Below are 24,848 nucleotides of genomic sequence, written 5' to 3'. Positions count from 1 at the left end.
AACTGTTGGTGGGTTACGCCTGCGGCTAACCCACCCTACTCCGTTCTATCAGCTTGGAAAGTGAATCCGCAGCGGTTTCGCTGGCCTTGCGGCGCAACAGTTGGTGGAGCTGGGTAAATTCATCAACCAGTTGCTGGGTGCGCTCCGGGTTATTGAGGTAATTGAGCAGTTCCTCGCTGATATTGTCCACGGTGGCATCATCCTGAATCAGCTCTGGCACCAGGCGCTGATCCGCCAGTAGATTAGGCAATGCCACATGGGGGACTTTTACCAGGCGGGAGAAAATAGCGTAGGAACCCTTGCCCATTCGGTAACTCACCACCATGGGCTTTTTCAGCAACATGGCTTCCAAAGTCACCGTACCGGAAGCCACCAACAGCGCATCCGCCGCCGCCATCGCCAGCAAGGCATTGCCATCGGTGACGGTAATATCCAGATTGGGAAACTGTTTTACCAACTCGTCGATTTGCTGGCGGCGGTGGGGGTTGGCCGCAGGAATCACAAAGCGAATGCCCTCCACTTGCTGTTCCAGCTTTTGCGCCACTTGCAGGAACAGTGTGCCCAGTTGAGCCACTTCGGAGCCGCGGCTGCCAGGTAACAGCGCCAGCAATGGTTTGCCTCCGCTCAAACCCAATTGTTCCCGGGCGGCGGCGGTGTCGTTCTCCATAGGCAGCTTGTCTGCCAGAGGATGGCCCACACAGGTTTCCGGCACCCCGTGCTGTTGATAAAACCGCGATTCAAAGGGAAACAGGGTAAGAATATGATCAACGCTGCGGGCGATGGTTTTTACCCGTCCCTGACGCCAGGCCCACACCGACGGGCTGACATAATGGGCTGTGGTAACACCCGCACGGCGCAGTTTGCCTTCCAGGTGAATGGTGAAATCCGGCGAATCGATGCCGATAAACAGCGCCGGTTTGCTGTCGCGAAAATGTTTGTACAGGTTACTGCGCATGCGCAGCAGTTCCGGCAGGCGTTTCAGAGGCTCGACAATGCCCATCACCGACAGCCGCTCCATGGGGTAAAGGCTGTGAAAGCCTTCGGCGATCATCTTTTCGCCACCAACCCCTTCAAACCGGGCGTTTGGGAAACGCTTGCGCAGCGCGAAGATCAGCCCGGCACCCAGCTGGTCGCCAGAGGCTTCGCCGGCGACTATGCCGATGGTGATGGGAGTTGAATTATCCATTTTCGATGCTGAATGTAGGGTGCTTTTTTTAGGTAGATCGGCGCAGCGTAATCCACCGCGATGGTTATGGTGGATTACGCTGCGCTAATCCACCCTACGGGGTGTTGCCTTGTGCTAGCGAATAATCCCGCTCTTGGCCGCTTTTACGCTATCCACCATCACTTGCACCGCAGGCTCTGCATTGGCGGCCTTTTGCATTTCCGCCAGCGCATCTTCCAGCGATAGCCCACGACGATAGAGGGTTTTGTAGGCGCGGTTGATATCGCGAATTTGGTCTTTGCTGAAGCCGCGGCGCTTTAAACCTTCGATATTGACGGTCTTTGGCTCTGCCGGGTTGCCAGCAGCCATCACGTAAGCGGGCACATCACGATTGATAAAGCCGGCAGCGCCGATAAAGCTGTGGGCGCCCACTTTGCAATACTGGGCCACCATGGCATAGCCTGCCAGAATGGCCCAGTCGCCGATCCAGACATGACCCGCCAGTGCGACGTTATTCACCAGAATACTGTGATTGCCAATCACGCAATCGTGGCCCACATGAGCGTAGGCCATCAACAGGTTGTGGTTACCAATGGTGGTTTCGGAACGATCCTGAATGGTGCCCCGGTGGATGGTCACCCCTTCGCGAATGGTGTTGTGATCCCCCATTACCAGGCGAGTGGGCTCGCCTTTGTATTTCAGGTCAGGGGTGTCTTCGCCAACGGAAGAAAACTGAAAAATGCGGTTGTGCTTGCCAATGACCGTCGGGCCTTTGATCACCACATGGGGGCCAATAACCGTGCCCTCGCCAATTTCTACATCCGGGCCAATAATAGAAAAAGCGCCGACTTCTACATCGTCGGCCAGCTTTGCTGCCGGATCGACAATAGCATGGGGGCTGATCACAGGTTTATACCTGTTTGAGAGCGCACATCAGGGTTGCCTGGCAAGCCAGCTCACCGTCTACGGTAGCCTTTGCCTCAAACTTGAGGATATGGCGCTTGCGTGACAGCAGGCGGGATTCCAGTACCAATTTGTCACCAGGCACTACTTGGCGGCGGAAGCGTACACCATCGACACCGGCGAACAGGTACAGAGTATTCTCGTCGTGGCTTTCTTTCTCATCGGCAAAACCGAGAATGCCAGAAATCTGCGCCAGCGCCTCAACAATCATCACACCAGGAAAGATTGGAGCCTGGGGAAAATGGCCGTTAAACACCTCTTCATTCGCAGTGATGTTTTTGTAGCCCACAATGTGGTCACCGGACTCAATCTCGGTGACGCGATCGACCAGCAAAAACGGGTAGCGGTGCGGCAGATAGTGTTTTATTTCGTTGATATCCATGGGTACTCCAAAAAAGGGACTCCAAAAAGTTCTCAGCAACCGGGGCCGAATAAGCGGCGGATTATAAATCAAGTGATGTCGATATTGCGAACTGTAGGGCGGATTAGCGACAGCGTAATCCGCCGCCCCTGTGGTGGATTACGCTGTCGCTAATCCACCCTACAATTCACAAAATTTACTTTTCATTCTCTGCCAATTGTTTCTCTAACCGCCGCAGACGTTTACTCATCTCATCCAGCTGATTGAAACGGGCGGAATTGCGGCGCCATTCCCGAATCGGGCTTGTAGGCGTACCGGCACCGTAGGCACCGGGCTCATCGACACTTTTCATCATCACAGCCGTACCAGCCACATGAACGTTATCGCCGATATCAATATGGCCCACAGCCCCAGAACGGCCCGCCCAGGTGCAATTCTTGCCAATGGTTGTACTGCCGGAAATACCGGTAAAGGCCGCCATCGCGGTGTTTTCACCCACTTTGACGTTGTGGGCGATCATTACCTGGTTGTCGATAATCACGCCGTCGGCGATTTCAGTATTGCCCAGAGCGCCACGGTCAATGGTGGTGTTGGCGCCGATTTCCACCCGATTGCCAATCACCACACCACCCAGCTGGTGTATTTTCACCCAGTTGCCATCTGCGTCTGGGGCAAAGCCAAAGCCATCGGCGCCAATTACCGCGCCGCTGTGGATGGTTACCTGATTGCCCATTGAAACCCCGTGGTAAACCGTAACATTGGCTGCTAGCTGGCAACCCTCTCCTATTCGGGTGTTATCACCGATGGCTGTACCTGTACCTATGGCAGTGTCGGCGCCAATAACTACCCCTTCACCAATCACCACATTGGCAGCCACTGACACACTGGGGTGGAGCTGCGCACTGGCGGCCACCACCGCTGAGGGATGAATACCCAGATCAGCTTTGGGAGCATTATCCAGCAGTTTGGAAAGATGGGCATATCCCAGATAGGGGTTATCCAGCAACAGGGCGTTGCCGCTGTATTTGTCGGCCATTTTTGGGCTGAGAATAACGGCAGACGCCTCGGTTGTTTCCAAAAAGCGTTCATAGGCGGGGTTGGCAAGGAAGGATATCTGCCCTTCTGTGGCCTCTTGCAGTGTCGCCAGGCTGTGTACCTGGCAAGCAGCGTCCCCGCGCAACTCCGCACCCAGCTGTTGCGCCAGCTCACCCAGCGTCATTTGTTGTGGCATAACCCTCTCCGGCATATTTCATCAGCGGTTTTATGGCACCCATAATAAACGACCCGCAGTGTCAGCAACACTGCGGGTCGAGAATAAAGACAAGAAAGCTCAGATTAACTATTTATCGGCAGCAGACTTGTTGATGCGGTCGATCAGCTTGTTGGTGATATCCAGGCCAGCGCCATTGGACCAAACGGCATCTTTTTTCAGTAACAGCTCAACTTTTTCTTCGTCAATCAGCGCTTGTAACTGCTCAAAGGCCACTGGCTGAATAGCCTGAAGCGTGGTTTGCTGAACAACACGCTGCTCTGCCTGAATTTTGCGCTCCAACAATTGCAGATCCGCCCGAAAGGATTCCATCTCCCGGTTGGCTTTGGCCTTTTTGGCATCATCCCAACTTAAATTATTGGTTTCGAAATCCTTTTGCAGCTTTTGAGCATCGGCTACCAGGCCATCGCGCTCGGCCGCCAGTTTCGCCAGATTGGAGTCGGCGACAGCGGCTTCTGAGTGTTGTTTCCACATCTCTGAACTCACAATTGCTCGCTCCATATCGACAACAGCAATTTTGGTTTCCGCCACCGCCGTCAGGCTAAATGCTGCAATCAAGGCGAACAGTGTTGTTTTTAATTTACCCACGTTATTTCTCCAAAAATTCATCAGGTTAAGTAAAAATTAGAATTGGTTACCGAGAGAGAACTGGAAGCTCTCTTCTTCGTCCAGAGGGCCGGCGTTAAAGGGTTTGGAAATACTGAATGTAATTGGCCCAAAGCCAGACAGCCAGGTGGCGCCAAGACCAAAAGAATAGCGCAGCTCATCCACACTGGGCTTGGCACAATTAAATGCACTTTGGCCAGGCAATATAATTGTGCCTCGATTAACAGGGTTACCAAGGATATCTGTTCCAGTACGAGGATCAGTAAAGGTAGTGGTTTCAGAGCGGCATTCCGTATCAAAAATATTACCCGCATCCACAAAAAGACTGGCCTGAACCTGAGACTGATCTTTAATAAAGGGCAGTGGGAAAATCACTTCGGCACTGGCTTCAACAGACACATTACCACCAAACGGATCCGTGTTATTCGCATTGAAACCTCCGGGGAAAACCCTGTTAATTTCAGCGTTCAGTGCGTCTACGTCATTTGGATCAATATCATTAGCTGGAATCACTGCGCGAACAGTTCTTGGCCCCAAGCTATTGCGCTCAAAACCACGGATAGAGTTAAAACCGCCGCCGTAGAAGTTTTTATAGAACGGCAAGCGATCCGTATCCCCGAGGCCATCACCGTAGCCCAGCTCGGTACGTAAGCGCAGAGACCAACCATTAAGATACTTGCTCAGGCGATTTAACGGAAAGTACTTCTGGCCACTGTAGGTCAAACGGTAGTAAGAAAGATCGCTGGCACTGGGTGGGGCAACTTCCAAACCCAGACTTTGACGGGAGCCACTGGTAGCAAAAATACTGTTATTGAGGCTAGACTGAACCCATCCCAAATTAAGAGTAAAGATATCGTTTTTAAAGCCATTATCGGCGATAAATTTCAGTACATCAGCTGCCTGAGTACTATTGCCCAGTTTTTGAAATTCATAACCAAAACCATAACTGAGGCGCTGGGTATTAGACAGTGGGTAACTGAAATTAACGTTAATACCCTGATTCTCGGTATTAAAGCTACTTAAATTAAAGCGGGAAAAGTCGCTCTCCCTGGCAAAAATAGAGAAGCCGGCACTGACCCCGTCCACATTAAAATAAGGGTCGGTATAAGAAATAGTTAACGATTTTTGAAAGTCGTTTCTGTTGAGAGCAAAGCCAACGACTTTACCAGTGCCCAGGAAGTTGTTTTCCTGCAGATTGCCACCTAACTGCAAACCGGAGGTTTGCGAAAAGCCCAGTTGTGCGCCGATGGAACCTGAAGGCTGTTCCTCAAAAGACAGGTTCATATCTACCTGATCGTCCACCCCCGGTACTTCCGGGGTATCCACCTCAATGGAGTCACGCTTTACAAAAGCGGTGCGCTGCAAGCGCAACTTACTGCCTTCAATACGGGCGTTGGAAGCCACAGCTCCTTCCATCTGTATCATTTCCCGGCGCACCACATCGTCGGCAGTTTTGGTATTGCCACGAATATTGATGCGGCGCACATAAACGCGCTTTTTGGGATTGATGGCAAAGGTAATCTTGGCGGTGCTCTCTTCGCGATTCAGTTCAGGCACCACCTGAACGTCTGCAAAAGTGTAACCATCATTGCCTAGTAGTTGGGTAATTTGACCCGCACTCCACTCGGCCAACTCCTGAGAATAGGTTTGACCTTCACTAATAACTATAAAATAACGAATCTGCTCTTCGGGAAGCACTAAATCACCAGAAAGTGCCACTTCACTGACTTTGTAGAGGCTCCCTTCTTCAATATTAATGGTGAGGTACACAGACTCCTTGTTGGGACTCACTGATACCTGTGTGGAAGTGACGTTAAACCCCAGGTAACCGCGGTTTTTGTAATAGGATTCCAGCCGTTCCAGATCACCGGTGAGTTTTTCCCGGCTGTATTTGTCGTCGTTGCGAAACCAGGACAGCCAATTTGTAGTAGTGAGCTCAAAGTCTTCCCGCAGTTGATCTTCGTCGAAAACGTCATTGCCAACAATATTGATGTGTTTGATGGCCGCTGGCTTGCCCTCGGTAATATCCAGGTACACCGCCACCCGGTTGCGGGGAAGGTTTTCAATCCGGCTCTCTACAGAAGATCCGTACAGGCCGTTTTTGGCGTATTCCCCTTTCAGGCTTTGGGCGATACCGTCCAGTACGTCGCGTTTGAAGATGCGCCCTTCCGCCAAGCCATTGTCTTGCATACTGGACAGCAATTGTTCTTCAGGAATTTTTTTGCTGCCGTCAATGGTGATGGACTCCACCGCCGGGCGTTCTTTGATTTCAATAATCAGGCGGCCATTTTCTTCGGCGAAGGCAATGTCTTCAAAATTGCCAGTTTTGAACAGCGCCCTGGCTGCCTGACGCAGAGATTCCTCATCCACCAGGTCACCCACAGAGATCGGCAGCGAGGCAAATACCTTGCCCGCTGAAACCCGTTGCAAACCCTGAATATCAATATCGCGAACTTCAAATACTTTGCCGTATGCGGCGCCACTGAACAGAGCCAGCGCCAGACAAACTCCTACCCACTTGCGTTGCTGCATAGACTTCTTGCTTTTTATCATCGTTATTGTTGATCACTTATGTTTTGTTCGACCACACTGTCATCCGGAAGCTCGCGGCGAATGTCGTTGCCAATGGCAAATATCATCAGCCCCATTACCAGGAACAGACCAATTTTGTAGCCAATAACCTGTACTTTTTCAGATACCGGGCTGCCTTTGATGGCCTCAGCGATGTAATACACCAAGTGGCCACCATCCAACACAGGAATGGGAAGCAGGTTTAGCACTCCGAGATTGACGCTAAGCAGAGCCAGGAAGCCAAGGTAGTAAACCAGCCCCACCTCGGCGGTTTGGCCCGCAACTTTAGCAATGCCCAGTGGCCCACTCAAGTGCTCCGCGGAAATACGCCCGGTAACCAGTTTTTTCAGGGTAACCAGTGTAAGTACGGATTTATCCCAGGTGTCATTGAGAGCGCGGCCCACGGACTCCAGAGGGCCGTATTTATCCAGGCGCCAATAGCGGTTCAATGGGCCCACCCCCAGGCGGCCAATGGATTCACCATCTACCTCAACTCTGGCAGGCGTTGCCGTTAGCGGAAATTGCACACCATTGCGCTCCACTATCAAAGCAATGGGTTGTTCGGCCCGCGGTTTGATATGGTTTACCCACGCCTGCCAGTTTTCCATGGACTCACCATCAGCACTGACAATCCGGTCACCGGATTCCAAACCCGCCACATCAGCCGGGCTGTCGGACTCAACAGAACCTACTTCTGCCTCAAATTCTGGCAGGGATAGATCCAGGCCGATGGCTTTCAGCAGATCGGGCTTTTTGCTGTCTACCTCCCACTCACCCAGTGGAGTGGTATAGGTGTAAACCTCTTCAGAACCTGTGGGGGAAGCGCTAAAGGTTATATTTGACGTGTCTCCCAGGCGCAGGATCAATTGCTCGTGAAAGCTCTGCTGAGTTGGGGTTTGCACGCCGTCCACACTGAGAATTTCCAGCCCCGGCTGCAGTCCGGCACGGTCGGCAATGGAGCCTGGGGCTACCTGGCCAACAATGGCGGCAACGCCCACCACGCCCTGCATGGCAATAATCCAGTAGAAGAAAATGGCGAGCAAAAAATTAGCGGCGGGGCCGGCCACTACCACGGCTATGCGCTGCCACACCGGTTTGCGATTGAAGGCATAGGGCAAGTCTTCCGGAGCAACGTCATCTTCCCGCTCGTCCACCATGCGCACATAGCCGCCCAGAGGAATCCAGGCAATAGCGTATTCGGTGCCGAGCTTGTCAGTCCAGGTAACGATAGGCTTGCCAAAGCCAATGGAAAAGCGCAGCACTTTGATACCGCAGCGACGGGCCACCCAAAAGTGTCCGAACTCGTGAAAACTGACCAGCACGCCCAAGGCGAGAATGGCGTAAAAGATGGTCTTGGCAACTTCCACTAAAAATATTCCCCTTCTATCACAATAACTCTGTGGCTTTCTGGCGAGCCATCTGATCGCTCGCTTGGACAGCTTCAATGCTGTTCGGTTCACTGCCCTGCCATTGCTGCAGTACTTGATCTACCAATTCGGCAATGCGAGGGAACGCCAGCCGACCCTGTAAAAACGCCGCCACGGCCACCTCGTTTACCGCGTTCAGGGCAGCAGCCAGGTCTTTGCCCGCTGCGGCGGCCTGGCGGGCCAGTCGCAAGCTGGGGAAGCGCTGTTCGTCCGGCACTTCAAATTCCAACCGTGCAGCCGCCACCATATCCAGTGATGACACACCGGACTCTATGCGCTGGGGCCAGGCCATGGCGTGGGCGATGGGGGTACGCATATCCGGGTTGCCCAATTGCGCCAGCACACTGCCGTCCACGTATTCCACCATGGAGTGCACCACACTTTGCGGGTGCACCACCACTTCCACCCAATCTGGACTGACGTTAAATAACCAGCAGGCCTCAATCAGTTCCAGTCCCTTATTCATCATGGTGGCGGAATCCACCGATATCTTGCGCCCCATGGACCAGTTGGGGTGGGCACAGGCCTGATCCGGGGTTACCGCTGACAGTTCCGCCAATGGCGTGGTGCGAAATGGGCCACCGGAGCCGGTGAGAAGAATTTTGCGCACTCCCGCTCTGTCAAAGTGGTCATACCCCTCTGGCAGGCACTGGAAGATGGCATTGTGTTCGCTGTCGATGGGCAACAGCTCAGCGCCGCCGCGCTGCACCGCCTGCATAAACAGGTTGCCCGCCATCACCAGGGATTCCTTGTTGGCCAGCAATACGCGCTTGCCGCTTTCTGCCGCCGCCAGAGTGGGCAGCAGACCGGCGGCGCCGACAATCGCCGCCATCACCATATCCACCTCATCGGCAGAGGCCACATCACAGAGCGCTTGCGGGCCTGCCAACACCTCCGTGGGGATATCTGCCAGCGACTGTTGCAGTTTGGTGGCCTGGTCTTTATCGGAAGTCACCGCATAACGGGGCACAAACTGGCGGCACTGTTGCGCCAACAGTTCCACCTGGCTGTGACAGGTAAGGGCAAACACAGAGTAGCGATCCGGATGGCGAGCCACCACGTCGAGAGTACTAACGCCAATGGAGCCAGTGGCTCCCAACACTGTGAGTTGCTTTATAGCCATGGTTCAGCTGGCCAGGAGGTATATCAGTGTAAATATGGGGAATGCAGCGGTCATGCCGTCCACCCGGTCGAGGATGCCCCCGTGCCCCGGCAAGATCGAACCACTGTCTTTGATATTGCGTTGACGTTTAACCATGCTTTCCAGCAGATCGCCCAACACAGAGGCTACCGACGTACAGGCAATCAACAGCGCCAGCAGCAACCATAGATTGGCATCCGCAGACAGCTGCCAGCCGAGAAACAGCAGCAGCAAGCCATTTACCAGCAGCCCGCCAACCACACCCGCCCAGGTTTTTTTCGGGCTTACCTGAGGAGCCAACTTGCGGCGACCAAAGTGCTTGCCAGCAAAGTAGCCACCGGTATCCATCAGTACCACAATGGTGACCACAGTAAGCAACGTCCAGCGACCGGCATTTTCACTGGGCAGTGAAGCAAAGCCGTTGGAATACAACAGAATAACCATGGCCAACCAGGTGGGTGCCAGCACAAACCAGCCCATCAATACTTTGACCCAGGTATTGGCCCACAGCACCGTGGTTTTTGGGAAGCCCTTGACCCACAGTAGGGCGATCAGCCACCAGCCGCCAGCACTGGCCAACAGCGCCAACTGGCTATCGCGCTGGGCATGAAGCACATAATCGTTGGCCAACCACATCAACAGGCCACTGCCGACCACAAAGGCCAGCCGCGCCAACAGGGAGCGCAGGCCCGCCAGGTTGCTCCATTCCCAGGACGCCAGCAGCACCAGCGCCGCCGCCAGCCAGGCAAACCCGGCTTTGGGCAGATAGAAAAGTGCCGCCAGAAACAGGCCAATCAGCACCAGGCCAGTGGCAATGCGTTGTTTAAGCACCAGGTGCCTCCTCGGCTTCTATCTGCTCGGCGGTCATACCAAAACGACGCTGGCGATGGCGGTAGTCGCGCACTGCGTCACCAAAAGCCGCGGCGTCAAAATCCGGCCACATCAGTTTGGAAAAATGAAATTCCGCATAGGCCATCTGCCACAGCAGGAAGTTACTGATACGTTGTTCAAAGGCAGTGCGAATGCACAGATCTACCGGTGGCAAATCCGCCAGGGAAATTTCTGTAGCGAGCAAGTCCTGATCGATCTGGTCGCTGCTCAGTTCTCCGCGCTCCACGCGGGCGGCCAACTTTTGCGCAGCCTGGGCAATATCCCAGTGGCCGCCGTAATCCACCGCCAGCACCAGAGTCTGGGTGCCGCCGCGGGTTTGCTGTTCGGCGTCTTCTATGAGTTTGCGCAAACGGCCGCTGAAACGTTCACGGCAACCAATCACCCGCAGTGCCACCCCTTTCTCTTTGAGGGTTTTGACTTCTTTCTTCAGGTAGGAGGCAAACAGCGACATAAGCCCCTGCACTTCCACCGCCGGGCGGCGCCAGTTTTCGCTGCTAAAGGCGAACAGGGTGAGCACCTCAACGCCGTGCTCTTTGCAGGCTTCCAGGGCATCCCGCACTCGCTCCACACCCGCCTGATGACCGGCGAGGCCACCAAGGCCGCGCTGTTTGGCCCAGCGGTTATTGCCGTCCATAATGATCGCCACATGGCGCAACGGACATTGGTTGAGTGCGCTGCTCATCGCGACAACTCAGAATGTACAGAGAACCGGGCGGACATCAGATTTCCATCAAGTCCTTTTCTTTGACCGCCAGCATCTCGTCCACCTGACCCACAAAGCGATCGGTGATTTTCTGCACATCGTCCTGGGCCTTGCGATCTTCGTCTTCGGTAATCTCTTTTTCCTTGAGCAGTTCTTTGACATCGGAGAGCACATCGCGGCGAATATTACGGATGGAGATACGGGCGTTTTCCGCCTCGCTGCGGGCCTGCTTGGTGTAGCCCTTGCGGGTTTCCTCGGTGAGTGGCGGCATGGGAATGCGGATCAGCTCACCGGTGGTCACCGGGTTGAGGCCCAGGTCGGACTTCATAATGGCTTTTTCAATTTCCGGCACCAGCTGTTTTTCCCACACGCTGATGCTCAGGGTGCGGGCATCCAGTACAGAGATATTGGCCATCTGGTTGAGCGGTGTATCGGCGCCATAGTAAGACACATTGATACCATCCAGCAGGCTGGGATGAGCGCGGCCGGTACGAATTTTGGAAAATGCGGTGGTCAGGGCGGAGATGCTTTTGCCCATGCGCTCTTCGGCGTCTTTTTTCAGATCGTTGATCACTCTTCTACTCCCTTCTGTTCTTCAATCAGGGTGCCCTCTTCGCCACCCACAACAATACTTAACAGGGCGCCGGGCTTGGACATACGGAACACCCGCAGGGGCATCTCCTGTTCCCGGCACAGGCAGATAGCGGTGAGATCCATCACCCCCAGTTTTTTGTCCAGTACCTCGTCGTAGGTGAGGTGGGTGAACATTTTTGCCTCTGGATATTTCATCGGGTCAGCATCGAATACGCCGTCCACTTTGGTGGCCTTGAGCACCACATCCACTTCCACCTCGATGCCTCGCAGGCAAGCGGCAGAGTCGGTGGTAAAGAACGGGTTGCCGGTACCGGCGGAGAAGATAACCACTTCGCCCTGTTCCAGGTAGCGCATGGCCTTGCGGCGGTCGTAATGCTCCACAACACCACTCATGGGAATGGCGGACATTACCCGGGCAGAAATGTTGCTGCGTTCCAGGGCGTCGCGCATGGCCAGTGCGTTCATCACTGTTGCCAGCATGCCCATGTGGTCGCCGGTGACACGCTCCATACCCGCTTCACTCAGGGCCTGGCCACGGAACAGGTTGCCGCCGCCAATCACCAGCCCCACCTGAACACCAATGCCCACCAGCTGGCCAATTTCCAGGGCCATGCGGTCGAGCACTTTGGGGTCGATGCCAAAACCCATTTCCCCCATCAATTCTTCACCGCTGAGTTTCAGCAGAATGCGTTTGTACTTCTTGTCCTTGGTGGCGGCGCTATTGGGCATGGTTTCTCCGGTTGGCTATTTGGTTATAAGGCAGGCGACATGGGCTTTCAAGACACGCCGTACTTTCTTTATCAAAGTAAGCGTCCATGTAGGCTCGACTGCGGCATCCATGCCGCAGACGGTCTTGAAAACCCATCTCACCTACCTTTCGTGCTTCCAGCAAGTGCTGGCAGATACAAATACGGGAGCCCAATTTTGGGCTCCCGTATTGTACAGATTTTCTGTCTGTTGTCCTCGGTCTTATGTGCCTTGAACAGCAGCAGCTACCTCGGCAGCAAAATCTGTTTCTTCTACTTCAATGCCCTCACCCACTTCGTAACGGGTAAAGGAGGCCACTTCGCCACCGGCGTTAGCTACCAGCTTGCCAACTTTTACGTCCGGGTCTTTTACGAAAGGCTGTTCCACCAGGCTGTTTTCCGCCTTGAATTTGTTCATACGGCCAACAATCATCTTCTCGATGATTTCTTCCGGCTTGCCACTTTCGCGAGCCTGGGCGGTGAAGATTTCCTTTTCTTTGTCCAGAACGTCCTGAGGCAGATCTTCTGGCTTGGCCACTTGCGGGTTAACCGCAGCAACGTGCATGGAAACGTCTTTGGCCACTTCGTCGCTGCCGCCAGTCAACGCGGTGAGAACGCCAATGCGGTTGTTGCTGTGTACGTAACCGCCAACCACAGTGCCTTCTACAACGATAGCGCGACGTACGGAGATGTTTTCGCCAATTTTCTGTACCAGCGCTTCGCGAGCGTTTTCCAGGTCACCGTCCATCAGGGCAGCAACGTCGGTTTGCTTGTCGGCGAATACTTTTTCGGCAACGGTATTAACAAAGCCCAGGAATCCTTCGTCGCGAGCAACGAAGTCGGTTTCGCTGTTCACTTCAACCAGTACGCCGTAGCTATTGTCGTCGGCCACTTTAATGGCAACAACGCCGTCGGCGGCAGTGCGACCGGCTTTTTTGGCTGCCTTCATACCGCTGGACTTGCGCAGCTCTTCAATCGCTACTTCGATATCACCACCGGCAGCAGCCAGTGCTTTTTTACATTCCATCATGCCGAGGCCAGTGCGCTCGCGCAGTTCTTTTACCAATTTCACTGACATTGATCAGTCCTCATAAAATTGCTTGAGTTGTTACTGTCACGGCAGCAGCCGCAACTTAATAGAATTTCAAAAAAGGGGCCTATAGCCCCTTAATTACACCGTCATTGCGAGCGAAGCGAAGCAATCTCGTAATGCAAGGAGATTGCCGCGTCGCCTTTAAAAGGAAAGGCTCCTCGCAATGACGAGGGGCAGGGATTACTCCGCTGCAGCTTCCTTGGCTTCCGCTTCCACCTCGACGAATTCGTCTTTGCTGGTGATGCTGCTGCCTTTTTGCTTGCCTTCCAATACAGCGTCGGCAATGGCTGCGGTGTACAGCTTGATGGCGCGGATAGCGTCGTCGTTGCCGGGGATGATGTAGTCAACACCGTCCGGGTTGCTGTTGGTGTCAACAATACCGATAACGGGAATACCCAGCTTGTTGGCTTCCTGAATGGCGATGCGCTCGTGGTCAACGTCAACCACAAACAGCACGTCCGGCAGGCCAGCCATGTCTTTGATACCACCGATGGAACGATCCAGCTTTTCCATCATGCGAGTGCGCATCAGCGCCTCTTTCTTGGTCAGCTTCTCGAAAGTACCGTCCTGGCTCTGAGCTTCCAGGTCGCGGTAACGACGGATGGAACCACGGATGGTCTTGTAGTTGGTGAGCATGCCGCCCAGCCAGCGGTGGCTGACAAAAGGCATGCCGCAACGCTCGGCCTGTTCGCGAATGGATTTCTGAGCGGCGCGCTTGGTGCCAACAAACAGAATCTTGTTGCCGTGGGCCGCCAGATCGTGAACGGCTTGCAGGGCGTCGTTGAACGCGGGAACAGTTTGCTCGAGGTTGATGATGTGAATTTTGTTGCGGGCACCGAAAATGTATTGACCCATTTTCGGGTTCCAGAAGCGGGTCTGGTGACCAAAGTGAACACCAGCCTGCAACATGTCTCTCATAGAAACAGAAGCCATGATAAATCCTTAAATTGTACGGGTTGGGTCTTCCATATATCCCACTATTCAACCTCATACCCTTTTCTCATCAACGATAAGCAGGGGAAAGGCACCCAGAACAGCGTGTCGATATATGTGCGACGTTTATTAGCCTTCACAGGGCGTACCTTGCTCGGCGGCGCGCTTTATACCACAGATGGGAGCAGCAGTAAAACTCTCTGTCTTGATTATTACAATCGGCGGTTTTGTTGAGTCACGTTTACAGCAAAGCCCCATTATTTAAGGAAAAGGTCGAAGGGCAAGGTCAGCGACTTCTGGCCGTAGTCAACCCTGAAAACTGAGATACAAGGTTGCCGCACTAACGACAGTTACCAACAGCAGCGCAAGGTACAGAAGTATCTTCGCCGGGATTCCGGGGCGAAGTTCTGCGGGCAGCAACTTTCTTTCCAGATAGAGTATCCCTGCGATCAGAATCGGGCCGGTTAGCGCGGTGTTGATACCGCCAATAATGATCAGTAGCAGCGGCCTTTCGAACGTCAGGTACAGGGTTAAGATATAGAAAGGTAAAAAGTAGCCGAACCCTCGGATGAGTTTTCGTCGCAGAGCTATGTCATCCCGCACCATGCCCGTTTCAATCAGGTAGTCCGGCAGCTTGCGACAAAGCCCTCCAAGGGCGCTAAGTACCGTAGAGAACAACACCATAAACGCAGCGATCAGAAACAAGTCTTTCGCCCATTCCCCCAAAATCTGCGAATACATGGCCGAGAGCACGGAAATCATGGTGTTGTTGTCAGGCACGGAACCCATCTTGTGCAGTACCGCTGCCCCCAGAAGATAGAACGGTACCGTCGCCAGGGTGAGCAATACCAAGGTCAACCAGACATCCGTGCGCAGCACCCGCAACCAGCCACGGGCCCGCGCCAGTCCACTCGGCGTTGATGAATCACCGATATTTCGCCCATAACCTTTGTCCAGGCAGAAATAGCTATAGGCAACGGTTTCTGTGCTGTTAACCCCTGTGTATCCGAATACAGCCAACGCGAGCGAGAGGTAAATAACATCGAAATGGATGGATTGCGCGCTGACAATCTCGGTGACGGACACCGCATAATCAGTAAATTGCAAGGCAACCGCGCAATACACCGTAATTGCGGTGAATGAGCTGACGAGGACAAGCAACAAGGTCTCAAGCAGACGGTAGGAACCAATGCCAAGAACAATAGATGTGACCAGTGCTATCGATACCGCTGCTACCGTGCTTGACACGCCCGGTACCACCAGGCTCATTGCCTGTGCGGTACCGCCAAGAATTCCACCGGCGCCCAACATGCTGATCATGGTCGTCACTAACAACAGCCAGACTATCCAGGACGCCCGCTTGTGCCTGCCCGGTAAGGTTCCCGGCACATGGTTAAAGGCATTCAGGTAGGTCTTGTCGCGAACGATGCAGATTTTGGCCAACTCTGCCTGGACGATGGATTTGGACCAACACGCCAGCAACAAAAACCACAACAGAGCGAAGCCAACAGCCGCGCCCAGTGAAGAGGTGAGGATAAGTTCGCCAGAGCCAACAATACTGCCGGCAACCAGCACGCCCGGCCCCAAGTGCCGCAACCGGCCAATAAAAGTGGAAGGAGCATCCTGCATAAAGTTATGGTAGGCGAATCAAGACAGCGGTGTCGAGCACACCCTTTACGATAAAAAGCAGGGCTCAATACGAAGAACCATAAAAAAAGCCCCGCCACATGGCGGGGCAAAAAGTCTAACCCGATCGGTTGAGTTTGGGGATACTCTTGGAAAAACAGCCGAATCAAAGCTGATAAACCCGACTGCTGCCGAATTAGACTGGTAACCCAACATGACAGTAAAGGGCTACACACCCTTCAATCATTAGTGGGCGCAATGGCCACTCAAGTTCAATAAAAATTCACCAGCAGCCCATTGAACCTTTTTCCGGGCAGTGGCCACTAACAGGTGTCGAAAACAGATGGATGTGGATTATTGAATAGCCAGGTTCAAAAACAGGATCAATTGGATTTGCAGTTATTGCAGGCATCGGGCGCGGGCGACAAGCAGGCATTTTCGGCGCTGTATCGTCGCTACTACCCACTGCTGACGCGCTTTGCCTACCGCTACCTGAAGCAACTGGATGTGATCGAGGAGGTGGTCAACGATAGCCTGCTCACTACCTGGCAAAAGGCGGGCGACTTTCGCGGTGAATCCCGTGTATCCACCTGGATTATGGGCATCGGTATGCGCAAGTGCTGGGAGGCAGCCCGCAAGTTGGAGAAACACGCCAGCCAGGATCTGGATTCAGTACCGGAGCAGGAAGCCCCGGCTAACGACATGGAGCGCTGGGATAACCGCCAGCAGATTGAGCAAGCCATGCAGCATCTGTCACCAGAACAGAGAAGTTGCGTTGAGCTAGCTTACCAGTCTGGCTACACCTGTGAAGAAATCGGGCAGATTATGGAATGTCCAGCCAATACGGTAAAAACCCGGCTGTTCCATGCTCGCAAGATATTTAGAAAGGTATTCGGCCACGAAAACGTGCCCATACCGTCTATAAAGGGGGAAACACCATGAGAAGCGACGAATTGAGGCCGCTTTACCACGATCAATGCCAGGCTCTGCTGCCAAGTTTTATCAACGGCCAGCTGGATGCCGGGCAACAACGCCAGGTGCAGGAGCATGTGGCGCAATGCGAGGCCTGCTTTGCCGAACTGCAGCAAGCCCAGCAGGTGGTGGATGCCATTCGCAGTGAGCCCGCCGAACTGGAAGCACTGCTCGCCACTGAACGCATGGAAGCCAACCTGGAAAAAACCCTGCAGGCGATGGAAGGGCAAAGCCCACAAGACACTCACGGAGGCAAGGTGACCTGGCTGTCCAGCTGGCGGCGCCAGTGGGCCAGCACGCCCGGTGTATCGAAAACTGTCGTCTGGGCTCAGGCCGCCTGCCTGGTACTGGTTGTGGGCTTTTTAATGGTGTTGCCAGCGCAACAACCAGCACAACAACAGGGCGTGACCCTGGAAACCTATTCCAGTGACGATTCCCTGGTGCGCTCCGCAGCGGAACACAGCCAGGTGTATCGGGTGATTTTTCAACCGGCAGCCACCGAAATGAACATACGCACCCTGCTCAACACCGTGGACGCGCAAATAATCAGCGGCCCATCTAATGCGGGGCTGTACACCATATCCACCCTTAAGCCCTCGGCCCAGCAGGAACTCATTTTGCAAAATTTGCGTGGCAGCCCCTGGGTAAAACTGGCTGAGCCTTCGGTGCATTCCCTCAAGGCGTCACAGCAGGATGTGCAGCAATGATGACGGCGGCTCACAAGGTGAAGGCATACGCAAAAATAATCGCCGTTGGCGCAGTATTGTTGCTGGCAGCCTGTGGCAATGCCCAGCTAAACAGCCCGACTAATCTGGCACCACTGTCAGGGATTACCGTACCCAGTGGCTATACGCCAATCCTGATTACCCTGCACCACAACGCTAATCAGGAACAAGCAGCGGTTCGCTCTTTTGGGCGCAACTACCAAGCCCCCCTGAACTACAGCAGCACACTGCTGGTGCGGCGCCAGGTAAAAGAGATCGCCCGCGACTACAAATTGCGCGAGGAAAAAGGCTGGCTGATCAACTCCCTGTCCATTTACTGTGTCTTGCTGGGCGTACCAAATGATCTGGTGCTGGCGGATGTAATGCAGCAATTGCGCAACGACGCCAGAGTTGAATCGGTGCAGCACATGATGAGCTACTCCGTACAGAGCAGCCCCTACAACGACCCCTACTTTGAACTGCAATACGAAAACAGCCGGGAACATATAGCCAGGCTCCACCGGGAGGCCACCGGCCGCGGCGTCAGGGTCATGGTGATCGATACCGGCGCCGACGTCAGCCACCCGGAATTAAAGCCGCAAATAAAAACGGTGGAAAATTTTGTCGACAACAACCGCCAACGCTTCAGGGCGGATATTCACGGCACCGCCATCGCCGGCATTATTGCTGCCCAGCCCAACAACGAGCTGGGCATTGTTGGTTTATCCCCCGACGCCGATGTATCGGTGTTAAAAGCCTGCTGGCAGCTGGGAGGCAGCACCAGCAAGGCCCATTGCAACAGTTTTACCGTAGCCAGTGCCATCAGCCACGCCATTGACAGCAAGGCGGACATCATCAACATGAGCCTGGCTGGGCCTCAGGACCCACTCATCGCTCGCCTGGTAGCGCAAGCTCTGAAACAGAATATTCTGGTAGTTGCTGCAGACCCCGGAGATGCCGCCATAGGCTACCCTGCCCGCCTGCCGGGGGTGATCGGTGTTTGCCGCCATCCCCCTGAAAGCGGTGACGAAGGCCGCTTACTTATTCATCTCAATAGCGCCAATGTGCTCACCACCGCCCCCGACGGCGGTTTTGACTTTTTTTCCGGTTCCTCCATGTCGGCGGCCAAAGTATCTGCAATGGCGGCATTGATGCGTGAAAAACAACCGGATCTTGACCCTGGGCAGGTAGTAACAAACCTTCAGCACATGGTGCCCGCTGAGATCAACACAAATAACAGGAGCAAAAAGAAGCTGCCTTGAAAATACTGTTGTCGATAGTGGCTCGCCCCTGGCGACAGCTCCTGGTAGTGGGGCTGTCCGTATTGTCGTGGGCAGCAGCTGCCCAGACTGATAACGACGCCCACGACTCATGGCAATTTAGCGGCGACGTCTCGCTGTCCTCCGACTACATTTATCGCGGTATATCCTTGGCTGAAGGTACCACCAGCCCGCAGATAAAAGCCTGGTTGGGGCACGAATCCGGCTGGTTTGCCTCGGCCTGGCTGTCAAAAGCAGACATTGGCGGTTTGGGAGGCCAGGCACGATCACGGGACTGGGAAGCGGAATACAGCGTCGGATACCGACACTTGCTCAACGCCGACTGGCAACTCAGCGTCAGCAATGCCTGGCTGGAATACCGGCAGCAAAACCTGCCGCGCAATGCAGATTATCAGGAACGCCGTGTTCAGTTTGATTACCAGGAAAAACTGACTTTGTTTGCCGCCTACACCGACGCCATCTGGAACACCCGGCACAGCCAGTTTGTGGTTGCCGCCAGCGCCCGACAGCACCTGCCCTGGCAAAGTATCGGTGAGGTGGAAGTTGGCTTGGTGGACCTGGGGCAACTGGATGGCGATCAATACCACTACGCCCGGGTCAGCATCGGGCGGCCTTTCGCCAAACGCTGGGTCGGCTTACTGGAATACCACTACAGCGGCAACACCAGCGGTTTTTTCAACAGTGCACGCACCGGCAGCCAGGTAACTGTGGGCCTGAGCTACCATTTTGCGCATTAGCCGCTAATGCCTGATGACCCCAGGCATACGAAACAATGTACTGCGCCACACCATCCACACAGCAGCCAAGATCGTCAAAGAACCAAACAGCGCCACCGCGGGCAGCAGCCCCACCCAGGCCACCAACTGACCACAGCTCCAGGCACCCAGAGGCGCAGCGCCAAACAGGGACAGCTGGTAAACAGACACCATTCTCGACGCATGAGTTTTCGGGGACAAGTCGTGCACCATGGTGCGCCCCAGCACCATGGACCAGCCGGAAAACAGCCCCCACAAAAAGATCACCGCAAACAGCGCCCAGGCAGACAAATGGCAAGCAAGCAGCGCCAGCAAGCCGCCGCGAATCAGCAAACTGATCACCATAAAGCGCCCCGCCCGCCAGTGGCTGCCAACACCGCGAATCACCAGCACATTGGCGGTAATAACACCGGCAGTAAAGGTGAGTTGCAACCAGGCGAAAAAAGCAGCGCCACCGCCGTAAAGCTCACGGGCCAACAACGGCAACACCACCAGATAAACCCCCAGCCCCAGAAAGCCGGTGGCAAACACGGCTGCCATCAAATGGCGCAGAGGCAACGTCTGCCAGGCCAGCTTTAGCCCTTCGCTAATGGCATGGCGAGAGCGAGTGGCGACGGCTACTGACGGCGTCTCTGTCAGCAGGCTGCGCCGCAATAGCAATCCGGTAGCTACTGCCAGAACCAGCTGTACAACAACCAGTGTGACCAGCCCAACACTGTCCAGCCAGCCCGCGGCAAACATACCCACACTCTGACAGGCAAATTGAACCAGGCCCATACGCGCCACCGCGCGATCGAGCTGCTCGTTGGCCACCTTGGGTAACAGGCTCTCCCGCGCTGGCTGCACAAAGGCAGTGATGGCGCCATAGGAAAAACCAAACAGCACCACCAGCAGATAACTGAGATGATCTCCCAGCGCCAGCCATAGCAATAGCCCGAAGGGAATCAGGTAGAGCAGGTAGAGACGCAGCAACAGGCGCCCCTGATGGCGATTTTCCGACAGCGCGCCACCCAACAGCACAAACAACAGCGCTGGCAACATAGCCGCCATCTGGGCGACGCCCACGCGCTCGGCACTTTCGTGAAGCACCCCCACCACCAGCCAGGGGTAGAGCACAATCTGCAGGCCGCCCAGCAGTGAACCGGTGCCGACGCCGGAGAGGAAGTAGCGAAAGCCTTTTTCAGGAGCCCCGGTATCACTCATTTAAAACAACTCGTCATTCCCGCAAAGGCGGAAATCCAGGTTTTTAAGCCCATATCAACATGGATCCCCGCTTTCGCGGGGATGACGCAGCGGTGCTTAGAGGCTTTCAACATCAGTGGTCGCGATTGCGCCACTTGCGAAGCAGAGCAAGTAAGGTACCCGCCAGAAAGGCAATACCCACAACCACCAGCAAACCCACCACCAGTGTCAGCACTGTTCTCAGGGCACTGTCCGGTGTATCAAAGATATACAGAATACCCACCAGCAAAATCACGCTGGCGGCCAGCCCAAGCATCAGGGTTTTTGGATTTTTAAATTTTGCCATGATGTTTATCTTCAATGGATTTTTGTCATTCTGAGCGTAGCGAAGACAAATAAAAGTAACTAGAGCTGCAATCCTTCCCGATTCCACTCACACTGCAGCCGTAAATCATCATCACCTGGTGCGTGAAAGTCACCATCCACCTGCCAGTTAAAGCTGTGCACACCGTAGAGTTCAGTTTCCAGCTGCACCGTGGCGGATACCCAGTACATTTTTTTCAGCAAGGTTTCAAAACGCTGCAACCACTGGGCCCATTCGTATTCCACGCCGCGATAGCAGGCACCGAAGTGCACCACCTGGCAACCCAGTTCATCGTCTTGCATGGGCAGCGCAAACATTTCCCGGCTGAGCAGCGGATAGCCGTCTCGCTCCGGCAGAGTTTGCAGTGCACAGCAGTTATTTTCGTGACGATTGTCGCCGTCACCAAAGCTCATGTCGCGGATGCAGCCATAAACCAGGCTTTCAGAACCCATCGCTCTCATTGGTGACCCTTCAACATGTCAATCAATTGTTGTTCATCCATCACTTCAATTCCCAACTGCTGTGCCTTGGTCAATTTGGAACCGGCCCCCGGCCCCGCCACCACACAGCTGGATTTGGCAGATACGCTGCCGGCCACCTTGGCTCCCAGTTGTTGCAGTTTTTCCTTGGCTTCGGAACGGCTCATGGATTCCAGCGTACCGGTAAGCACCCAAGTCTGGCCTGCCAGTGGCAACTCACTTTCAGAGCGAGGGGTAATGGCGGGCCAGTTGACCCCAGCCTGTTGCAGTTGCTCGATTACTTGTCGGTTGCTGGGGCTGGCAAAAAAGTCGGCAACAAAGTGCGCCACCACCGGTCCCACATCATCTACTTCCTGCAAGGCTTCTTCATCGGTTTGAAACAAGGCATCCAGCGAGCCAAAGTGATTGGCGAGACTCTGCGCGGTCGCCTCCCCCACTTCGCGAATACCCAGCGCATACAGAAAACGGGGTAACGTGGTGTCGCGGCTTTTTTCCAGAGCTGCCACCAGATTGGAAGCGGATTTTTCCGCCATACGTTCCAGATCGGCAATTTGTTCCACGGTCAGAGCAAACAAGTCGGCGGGCGTTTGCACTAAATCCCGATCCACTAATTGTTCAACAATCTTGTCACCCAGGCCATCCACATCCAACGCCTTGCGAGAGGCGAAGTGCTTGATGGCCTCCTTGCGCTGAGCCGGACAAACCAGACCACCGCTGCAACGGGCTACTACCTCCCCTTCAATTTGTTCCACCGGAGAGTCGCAGGCCGGGCATTTATCGGGAAATGCAATGTCTTGAGCATCGTCCGGGCGACGGTCTGCCACCACGCTCACCACCTGGGGAATCACATCGCCGGCGCGACGAACCACCACAGTATCAAGCACCTTTAAGCCAAGGCGTTTGATTTCATCGCGATTGTGGAGCGTAGCATTGGTGACCGTCACCCCACCGACAAACACCGGTTGCAGACGCGCCACCGGGGTTATGGAGCCGGTGCGACCCACTTGGAATTCCACATCCATCAGTTGGGTCATTTCTTCCTGAGCGGGAAACTTGCGGGCAATGGCCCAGCGCGGCGCCCGCGCCACAAAGCCCAGGCGGTTCTGCAAACTGAGGTCATTGACCTTGTAAACGATGCCGTCGATATCGTAGTCCAGACCATCCCGCAATTGTGAGAGTTTCTCGTAGTAACTCAGACAGCCGTCGATATCACCCACCGCCTGCAAATGTTCATTTACCAGAAAACCCCACTGCGCCAACTGGGCCAATACACCAGTGTGCGTCTCTGCCAACTCGCCGCCTTCCACGACGCCAACACTGTAGGCACACATTTCCAGCGGGCGGCTGGCGGTGATTGTCGAATCCAGTTGCCGCAAGCTGCCTGCGGCGGCGTTGCGAGGATTGACGAACGGCTTCTCTCCTGCATCGCGAGCGGCCTTGTTCATGGCTTCAAAACCGCTGCGGGGTAAATAAATCTCGCCACGTACTTCCAGCAGTTGAGGATGGTCGGAACCCATGAGGCGCAAGGGAATAGAGCCGATGGTGCGCACATTTTGGGTAATGTCTTCGCCGCTGGTGCCATCGCCTCGGGTGGCACCCCGCTCCAGCACACCGTCGCGGTAAATCAGGCTGGCGGCAATGCCATCCAGTTTTGGCTCACAGGCGTACTCGATGGCGCCATCGCGATTGAGGCGCTCCGTTACCCGGCGGTTGAAATCGAGCACTTCGTCATCGCTGAATGCATTATCCAGGGAGAGCATCGGCATCAAGTGCCGGGCTTGCTGGAACACATCCAACGGAGGCGCCCCCACTCGCTGGCTTGGAGAGTCCGGCGTTTTTAGTGGCGGATACTGGCCCTCCAAATCCTGCAACCGACGCAGCAGGCGGTCGTATTCCCCATCGGGAATTTGCGGGTCATCGAGTACGTAATAAAGGTGATTGTGGTGATTAAGCTGGTCACGCAGGCGGCTGGCTTCGGCAGCCGCTTCGGCGGGAACGGAATCCGCTGAAGACATCAAACGCGCTCAGACAGTGCGCGGCGCTGAAAATCCCGCACCCGCTGCTTGTAGTGTTCCACGGTCTGTTTGGTTACCGCACTGCCGGTTTCATCCTTCAGCTCACCACCCAGTTTTTCCATGCAACCAGCGATGGTTTCCAGCATGGTACTGAAGGCCGCTTTGGGGTCATCCACTGAGCCCAGATCGATAAAAAAGCTGATGCCGGGGGTTTCCAGATCACCGATGGTATTGAGATCAAAAGTCCCCGGTTCCACGCTGTTGGCAATGCTGAACAGCACATCGCCAGAACCATCACTCTCGCTGTGGCGGTGAAAGATATCCATGGCACCAAAGCGCATGCCCTCTTCCACCAGAGTTTCCAGCAGCTCCTGACCGGCAAATTTGTTGTCTTTGCCAGAGCGCAGGTGGAAGGCGATGACTTCCTGGGGGCCGTCGCGCTTTTGTTTGGCGGGGCTTAGTTCCAGGGTAGCCTGCTCGGGTTGCGTGCTACGGGTTTCGCGTTTCGGGGATTTGGCTGCGGGCTTCGGGCTGCGGGCTGCGGGCTGTTCAGAGCGGGTTTCGGGTTGCGGGTTGCGGGTTGCGGGCTGTTCGGTGGCAGCTTCCGGTTGTGGTGCTTCTGGCTCGCGCACTGCCAGAGGGGCAGCGTCTTCCTTAGATGTTTCGGGATCAGGAATTTCCGCTTCCGACTTCTGACTTCCGACTTCCGACTTCTGGAAAGCAAGTTTTGGCTTGCTTTCCTCAGCGGATTTGCGAATTTCGCCGTGCAGTTGTTCGGCGTCCTGGTCGTCGCGAACGCTGATAACGCGAGCACCGCCGTTAGGCAGTTCGCTGCCGTAGTTGTTAAAACCGTCGTCGCTGTCTTCGTCAAAAATGGGCTGTTTGCGACGCGACATCCGAATGCGATCGTGACGAGAGTGGCGCGCCCGCCGTATGCCGTCGATCAGAATGGCAATGATCAACAGCGCGCCCAGTGTAATTAGAAGTTCCTGGCTCATGGTTCTGTC

At 54.8% G+C, this 24,848-nt stretch carries 24 protein-coding genes; 4 read left to right on the top strand and 20 right to left on the bottom strand.

Annotation, left to right across the window (positions count from 1 at the left end):
• Positions 1-25: 25 nt before the first annotated feature.
• The 15 genes from lpxB to QSV34_RS02700 all read right to left on the bottom strand — a co-directional run bounded on the left by lpxB (position 26) and on the right by QSV34_RS02700 (position 16,093).
• Positions 26-1,186 carry a lipid-A-disaccharide synthase gene (lpxB, locus tag QSV34_RS02770; RefSeq protein ID WP_289151791.1) on the bottom strand — a complete coding sequence of 387 codons (1,161 nt, stop codon included), beginning with the start codon at positions 1,184-1,186 and terminating at the stop codon, positions 26-28.
• A 114-nt stretch (positions 1,187-1,300) separates the two neighbouring features.
• On the bottom strand, positions 1,301-2,071 hold the full coding sequence (gene lpxA / locus QSV34_RS02765) for an acyl-ACP--UDP-N-acetylglucosamine O-acyltransferase (protein ID WP_289151788.1): 771 nt from the start codon (positions 2,069-2,071) through the stop codon (positions 1,301-1,303).
• Positions 2,072-2,075: 4 nt separating this feature from the next.
• Complete coding sequence (gene fabZ, locus QSV34_RS02760) at positions 2,076-2,510, bottom strand: 3-hydroxyacyl-ACP dehydratase FabZ (protein ID WP_289151786.1); 435 nt, start codon at positions 2,508-2,510, stop codon at positions 2,076-2,078.
• 175 nt (positions 2,511-2,685) lie between these two features.
• Positions 2,686-3,720, bottom strand: a complete 1,035-nt coding sequence (gene lpxD, locus QSV34_RS02755; protein WP_289151784.1) for a UDP-3-O-(3-hydroxymyristoyl)glucosamine N-acyltransferase — start codon at positions 3,718-3,720, stop codon at positions 2,686-2,688.
• Positions 3,721-3,828: 108 nt separating this feature from the next.
• Positions 3,829-4,347: an OmpH/Skp family outer membrane protein gene (locus tag QSV34_RS02750; RefSeq protein WP_289151783.1), complete on the bottom strand. Its 519-nt coding sequence runs from the start codon at positions 4,345-4,347 to the stop codon at positions 3,829-3,831.
• A gap of 36 nt (positions 4,348-4,383) precedes the next feature.
• The gene (gene bamA, locus QSV34_RS02745) at positions 4,384-6,897 is read right to left on the bottom strand and encodes an outer membrane protein assembly factor BamA (protein ID WP_289151782.1); all 2,514 of its coding nucleotides are present in this window, start codon (positions 6,895-6,897) and stop codon (positions 4,384-4,386) included.
• Positions 6,898-6,920: 23 nt separating this feature from the next.
• Entirely contained in the window at positions 6,921-8,303 is a 1,383-nt protein-coding gene (rseP, locus tag QSV34_RS02740) for an RIP metalloprotease RseP (RefSeq protein ID WP_289151780.1), read from the bottom strand.
• A gap of 19 nt (positions 8,304-8,322) precedes the next feature.
• Positions 8,323-9,486 carry a 1-deoxy-D-xylulose-5-phosphate reductoisomerase gene (gene ispC, locus QSV34_RS02735; protein ID WP_289151778.1) on the bottom strand — a complete coding sequence of 388 codons (1,164 nt, stop codon included), beginning with the start codon at positions 9,484-9,486 and terminating at the stop codon, positions 8,323-8,325.
• 3 nt (positions 9,487-9,489) lie between these two features.
• A complete protein-coding gene (locus QSV34_RS02730) occupies positions 9,490-10,335 on the bottom strand; it encodes a phosphatidate cytidylyltransferase (RefSeq protein WP_289151776.1) in 846 nt (281 codons plus the stop codon).
• The gene (uppS, locus tag QSV34_RS02725) at positions 10,328-11,077 is read right to left on the bottom strand and encodes a polyprenyl diphosphate synthase (protein ID WP_289151773.1); all 750 of its coding nucleotides are present in this window, start codon (positions 11,075-11,077) and stop codon (positions 10,328-10,330) included. Before uppS ends, QSV34_RS02730 begins: the two co-directional genes overlap by 8 nt.
• A 37-nt stretch (positions 11,078-11,114) precedes the next feature.
• The gene (frr, locus tag QSV34_RS02720) at positions 11,115-11,672 is read right to left on the bottom strand and encodes a ribosome recycling factor (protein WP_289151772.1); all 558 of its coding nucleotides are present in this window, start codon (positions 11,670-11,672) and stop codon (positions 11,115-11,117) included.
• Entirely contained in the window at positions 11,669-12,421 is a 753-nt protein-coding gene (gene pyrH / locus QSV34_RS02715) for a UMP kinase (RefSeq protein WP_289151769.1), read from the bottom strand. Before pyrH ends, frr begins: the two co-directional genes overlap by 4 nt.
• A 240-nt stretch (positions 12,422-12,661) precedes the next feature.
• Complete coding sequence (gene tsf / locus QSV34_RS02710) at positions 12,662-13,516, bottom strand: translation elongation factor Ts (RefSeq protein ID WP_289151762.1); 855 nt, start codon at positions 13,514-13,516, stop codon at positions 12,662-12,664.
• A 195-nt stretch (positions 13,517-13,711) separates the two neighbouring features.
• A complete protein-coding gene (rpsB, locus tag QSV34_RS02705; RefSeq protein ID WP_289151761.1) occupies positions 13,712-14,464 on the bottom strand; it encodes a 30S ribosomal protein S2 in 753 nt (250 codons plus the stop codon).
• A gap of 306 nt (positions 14,465-14,770) precedes the next feature.
• Positions 14,771-16,093: an Nramp family divalent metal transporter gene (locus tag QSV34_RS02700; protein WP_289151760.1), complete on the bottom strand. Its 1,323-nt coding sequence runs from the start codon at positions 16,091-16,093 to the stop codon at positions 14,771-14,773.
• 354 nt (positions 16,094-16,447) lie between these two features.
• Here QSV34_RS02700 and QSV34_RS02695 point away from each other — a divergent pair, with 354 nt between their 5' ends.
• Genes QSV34_RS02695 through QSV34_RS02680 form a run of 4 tightly spaced genes read left to right on the top strand, consistent with a single transcriptional unit; the run spans position 16,448 to position 19,783 of the window.
• Positions 16,448-17,032 (top strand): RNA polymerase sigma factor, encoded by a 585-nt coding sequence (locus QSV34_RS02695; RefSeq protein ID WP_289151759.1) that lies wholly within the window; start codon positions 16,448-16,450, stop codon positions 17,030-17,032.
• Positions 17,029-17,769 carry an anti-sigma factor family protein gene (locus tag QSV34_RS02690; RefSeq protein WP_289151758.1) on the top strand — a complete coding sequence of 247 codons (741 nt, stop codon included), beginning with the start codon at positions 17,029-17,031 and terminating at the stop codon, positions 17,767-17,769. Before QSV34_RS02695 ends, QSV34_RS02690 begins: the two co-directional genes overlap by 4 nt.
• Positions 17,766-19,028 carry a S8 family peptidase gene (locus tag QSV34_RS02685; RefSeq protein WP_289151757.1) on the top strand — a complete coding sequence of 421 codons (1,263 nt, stop codon included), beginning with the start codon at positions 17,766-17,768 and terminating at the stop codon, positions 19,026-19,028. The genes QSV34_RS02690 and QSV34_RS02685 overlap by 4 nt, the downstream gene beginning before the upstream one ends.
• Positions 19,025-19,783 carry a TorF family putative porin gene (locus QSV34_RS02680; RefSeq protein WP_289151756.1) on the top strand — a complete coding sequence of 253 codons (759 nt, stop codon included), beginning with the start codon at positions 19,025-19,027 and terminating at the stop codon, positions 19,781-19,783. Before QSV34_RS02685 ends, QSV34_RS02680 begins: the two co-directional genes overlap by 4 nt.
• 3 nt (positions 19,784-19,786) lie before the next feature.
• Here the strand turns inward: QSV34_RS02680 and QSV34_RS02675 are convergent, their stop codons facing one another.
• The 5 genes from QSV34_RS02675 to zipA form a co-directional block, all read right to left on the bottom strand.
• A complete protein-coding gene (locus QSV34_RS02675; RefSeq protein WP_289151755.1) occupies positions 19,787-21,004 on the bottom strand; it encodes an MFS transporter in 1,218 nt (405 codons plus the stop codon).
• A 112-nt stretch (positions 21,005-21,116) separates the two neighbouring features.
• Complete coding sequence (locus QSV34_RS02670; RefSeq protein WP_289151754.1) at positions 21,117-21,329, bottom strand: hypothetical protein; 213 nt, start codon at positions 21,327-21,329, stop codon at positions 21,117-21,119.
• A gap of 59 nt (positions 21,330-21,388) precedes the next feature.
• Positions 21,389-21,808: a hypothetical protein gene (locus QSV34_RS02665; RefSeq protein WP_353738339.1), complete on the bottom strand. Its 420-nt coding sequence runs from the start codon at positions 21,806-21,808 to the stop codon at positions 21,389-21,391.
• Complete coding sequence (ligA, locus tag QSV34_RS02660) at positions 21,805-23,841, bottom strand: NAD-dependent DNA ligase LigA (RefSeq protein ID WP_289151753.1); 2,037 nt, start codon at positions 23,839-23,841, stop codon at positions 21,805-21,807. The genes QSV34_RS02665 and ligA overlap by 4 nt, the downstream gene beginning before the upstream one ends.
• Positions 23,841-24,839, bottom strand: coding sequence for a cell division protein ZipA (gene zipA, locus QSV34_RS02655; RefSeq protein WP_289151752.1), 999 nt, complete (start codon positions 24,837-24,839; stop codon positions 23,841-23,843). Before zipA ends, ligA begins: the two co-directional genes overlap by 1 nt.
• Between the last annotated feature and the right edge of the window lie 9 nt (positions 24,840-24,848).

It is taken from the genome of Porticoccus sp. W117, from assembly GCF_030341905.1.
Taxonomy (GTDB): Bacteria; Pseudomonadota; Gammaproteobacteria; order Pseudomonadales; family Porticoccaceae; genus SCSIO-12696.
This window is presented reverse-complemented; position numbering and strand designations above follow the sequence as displayed.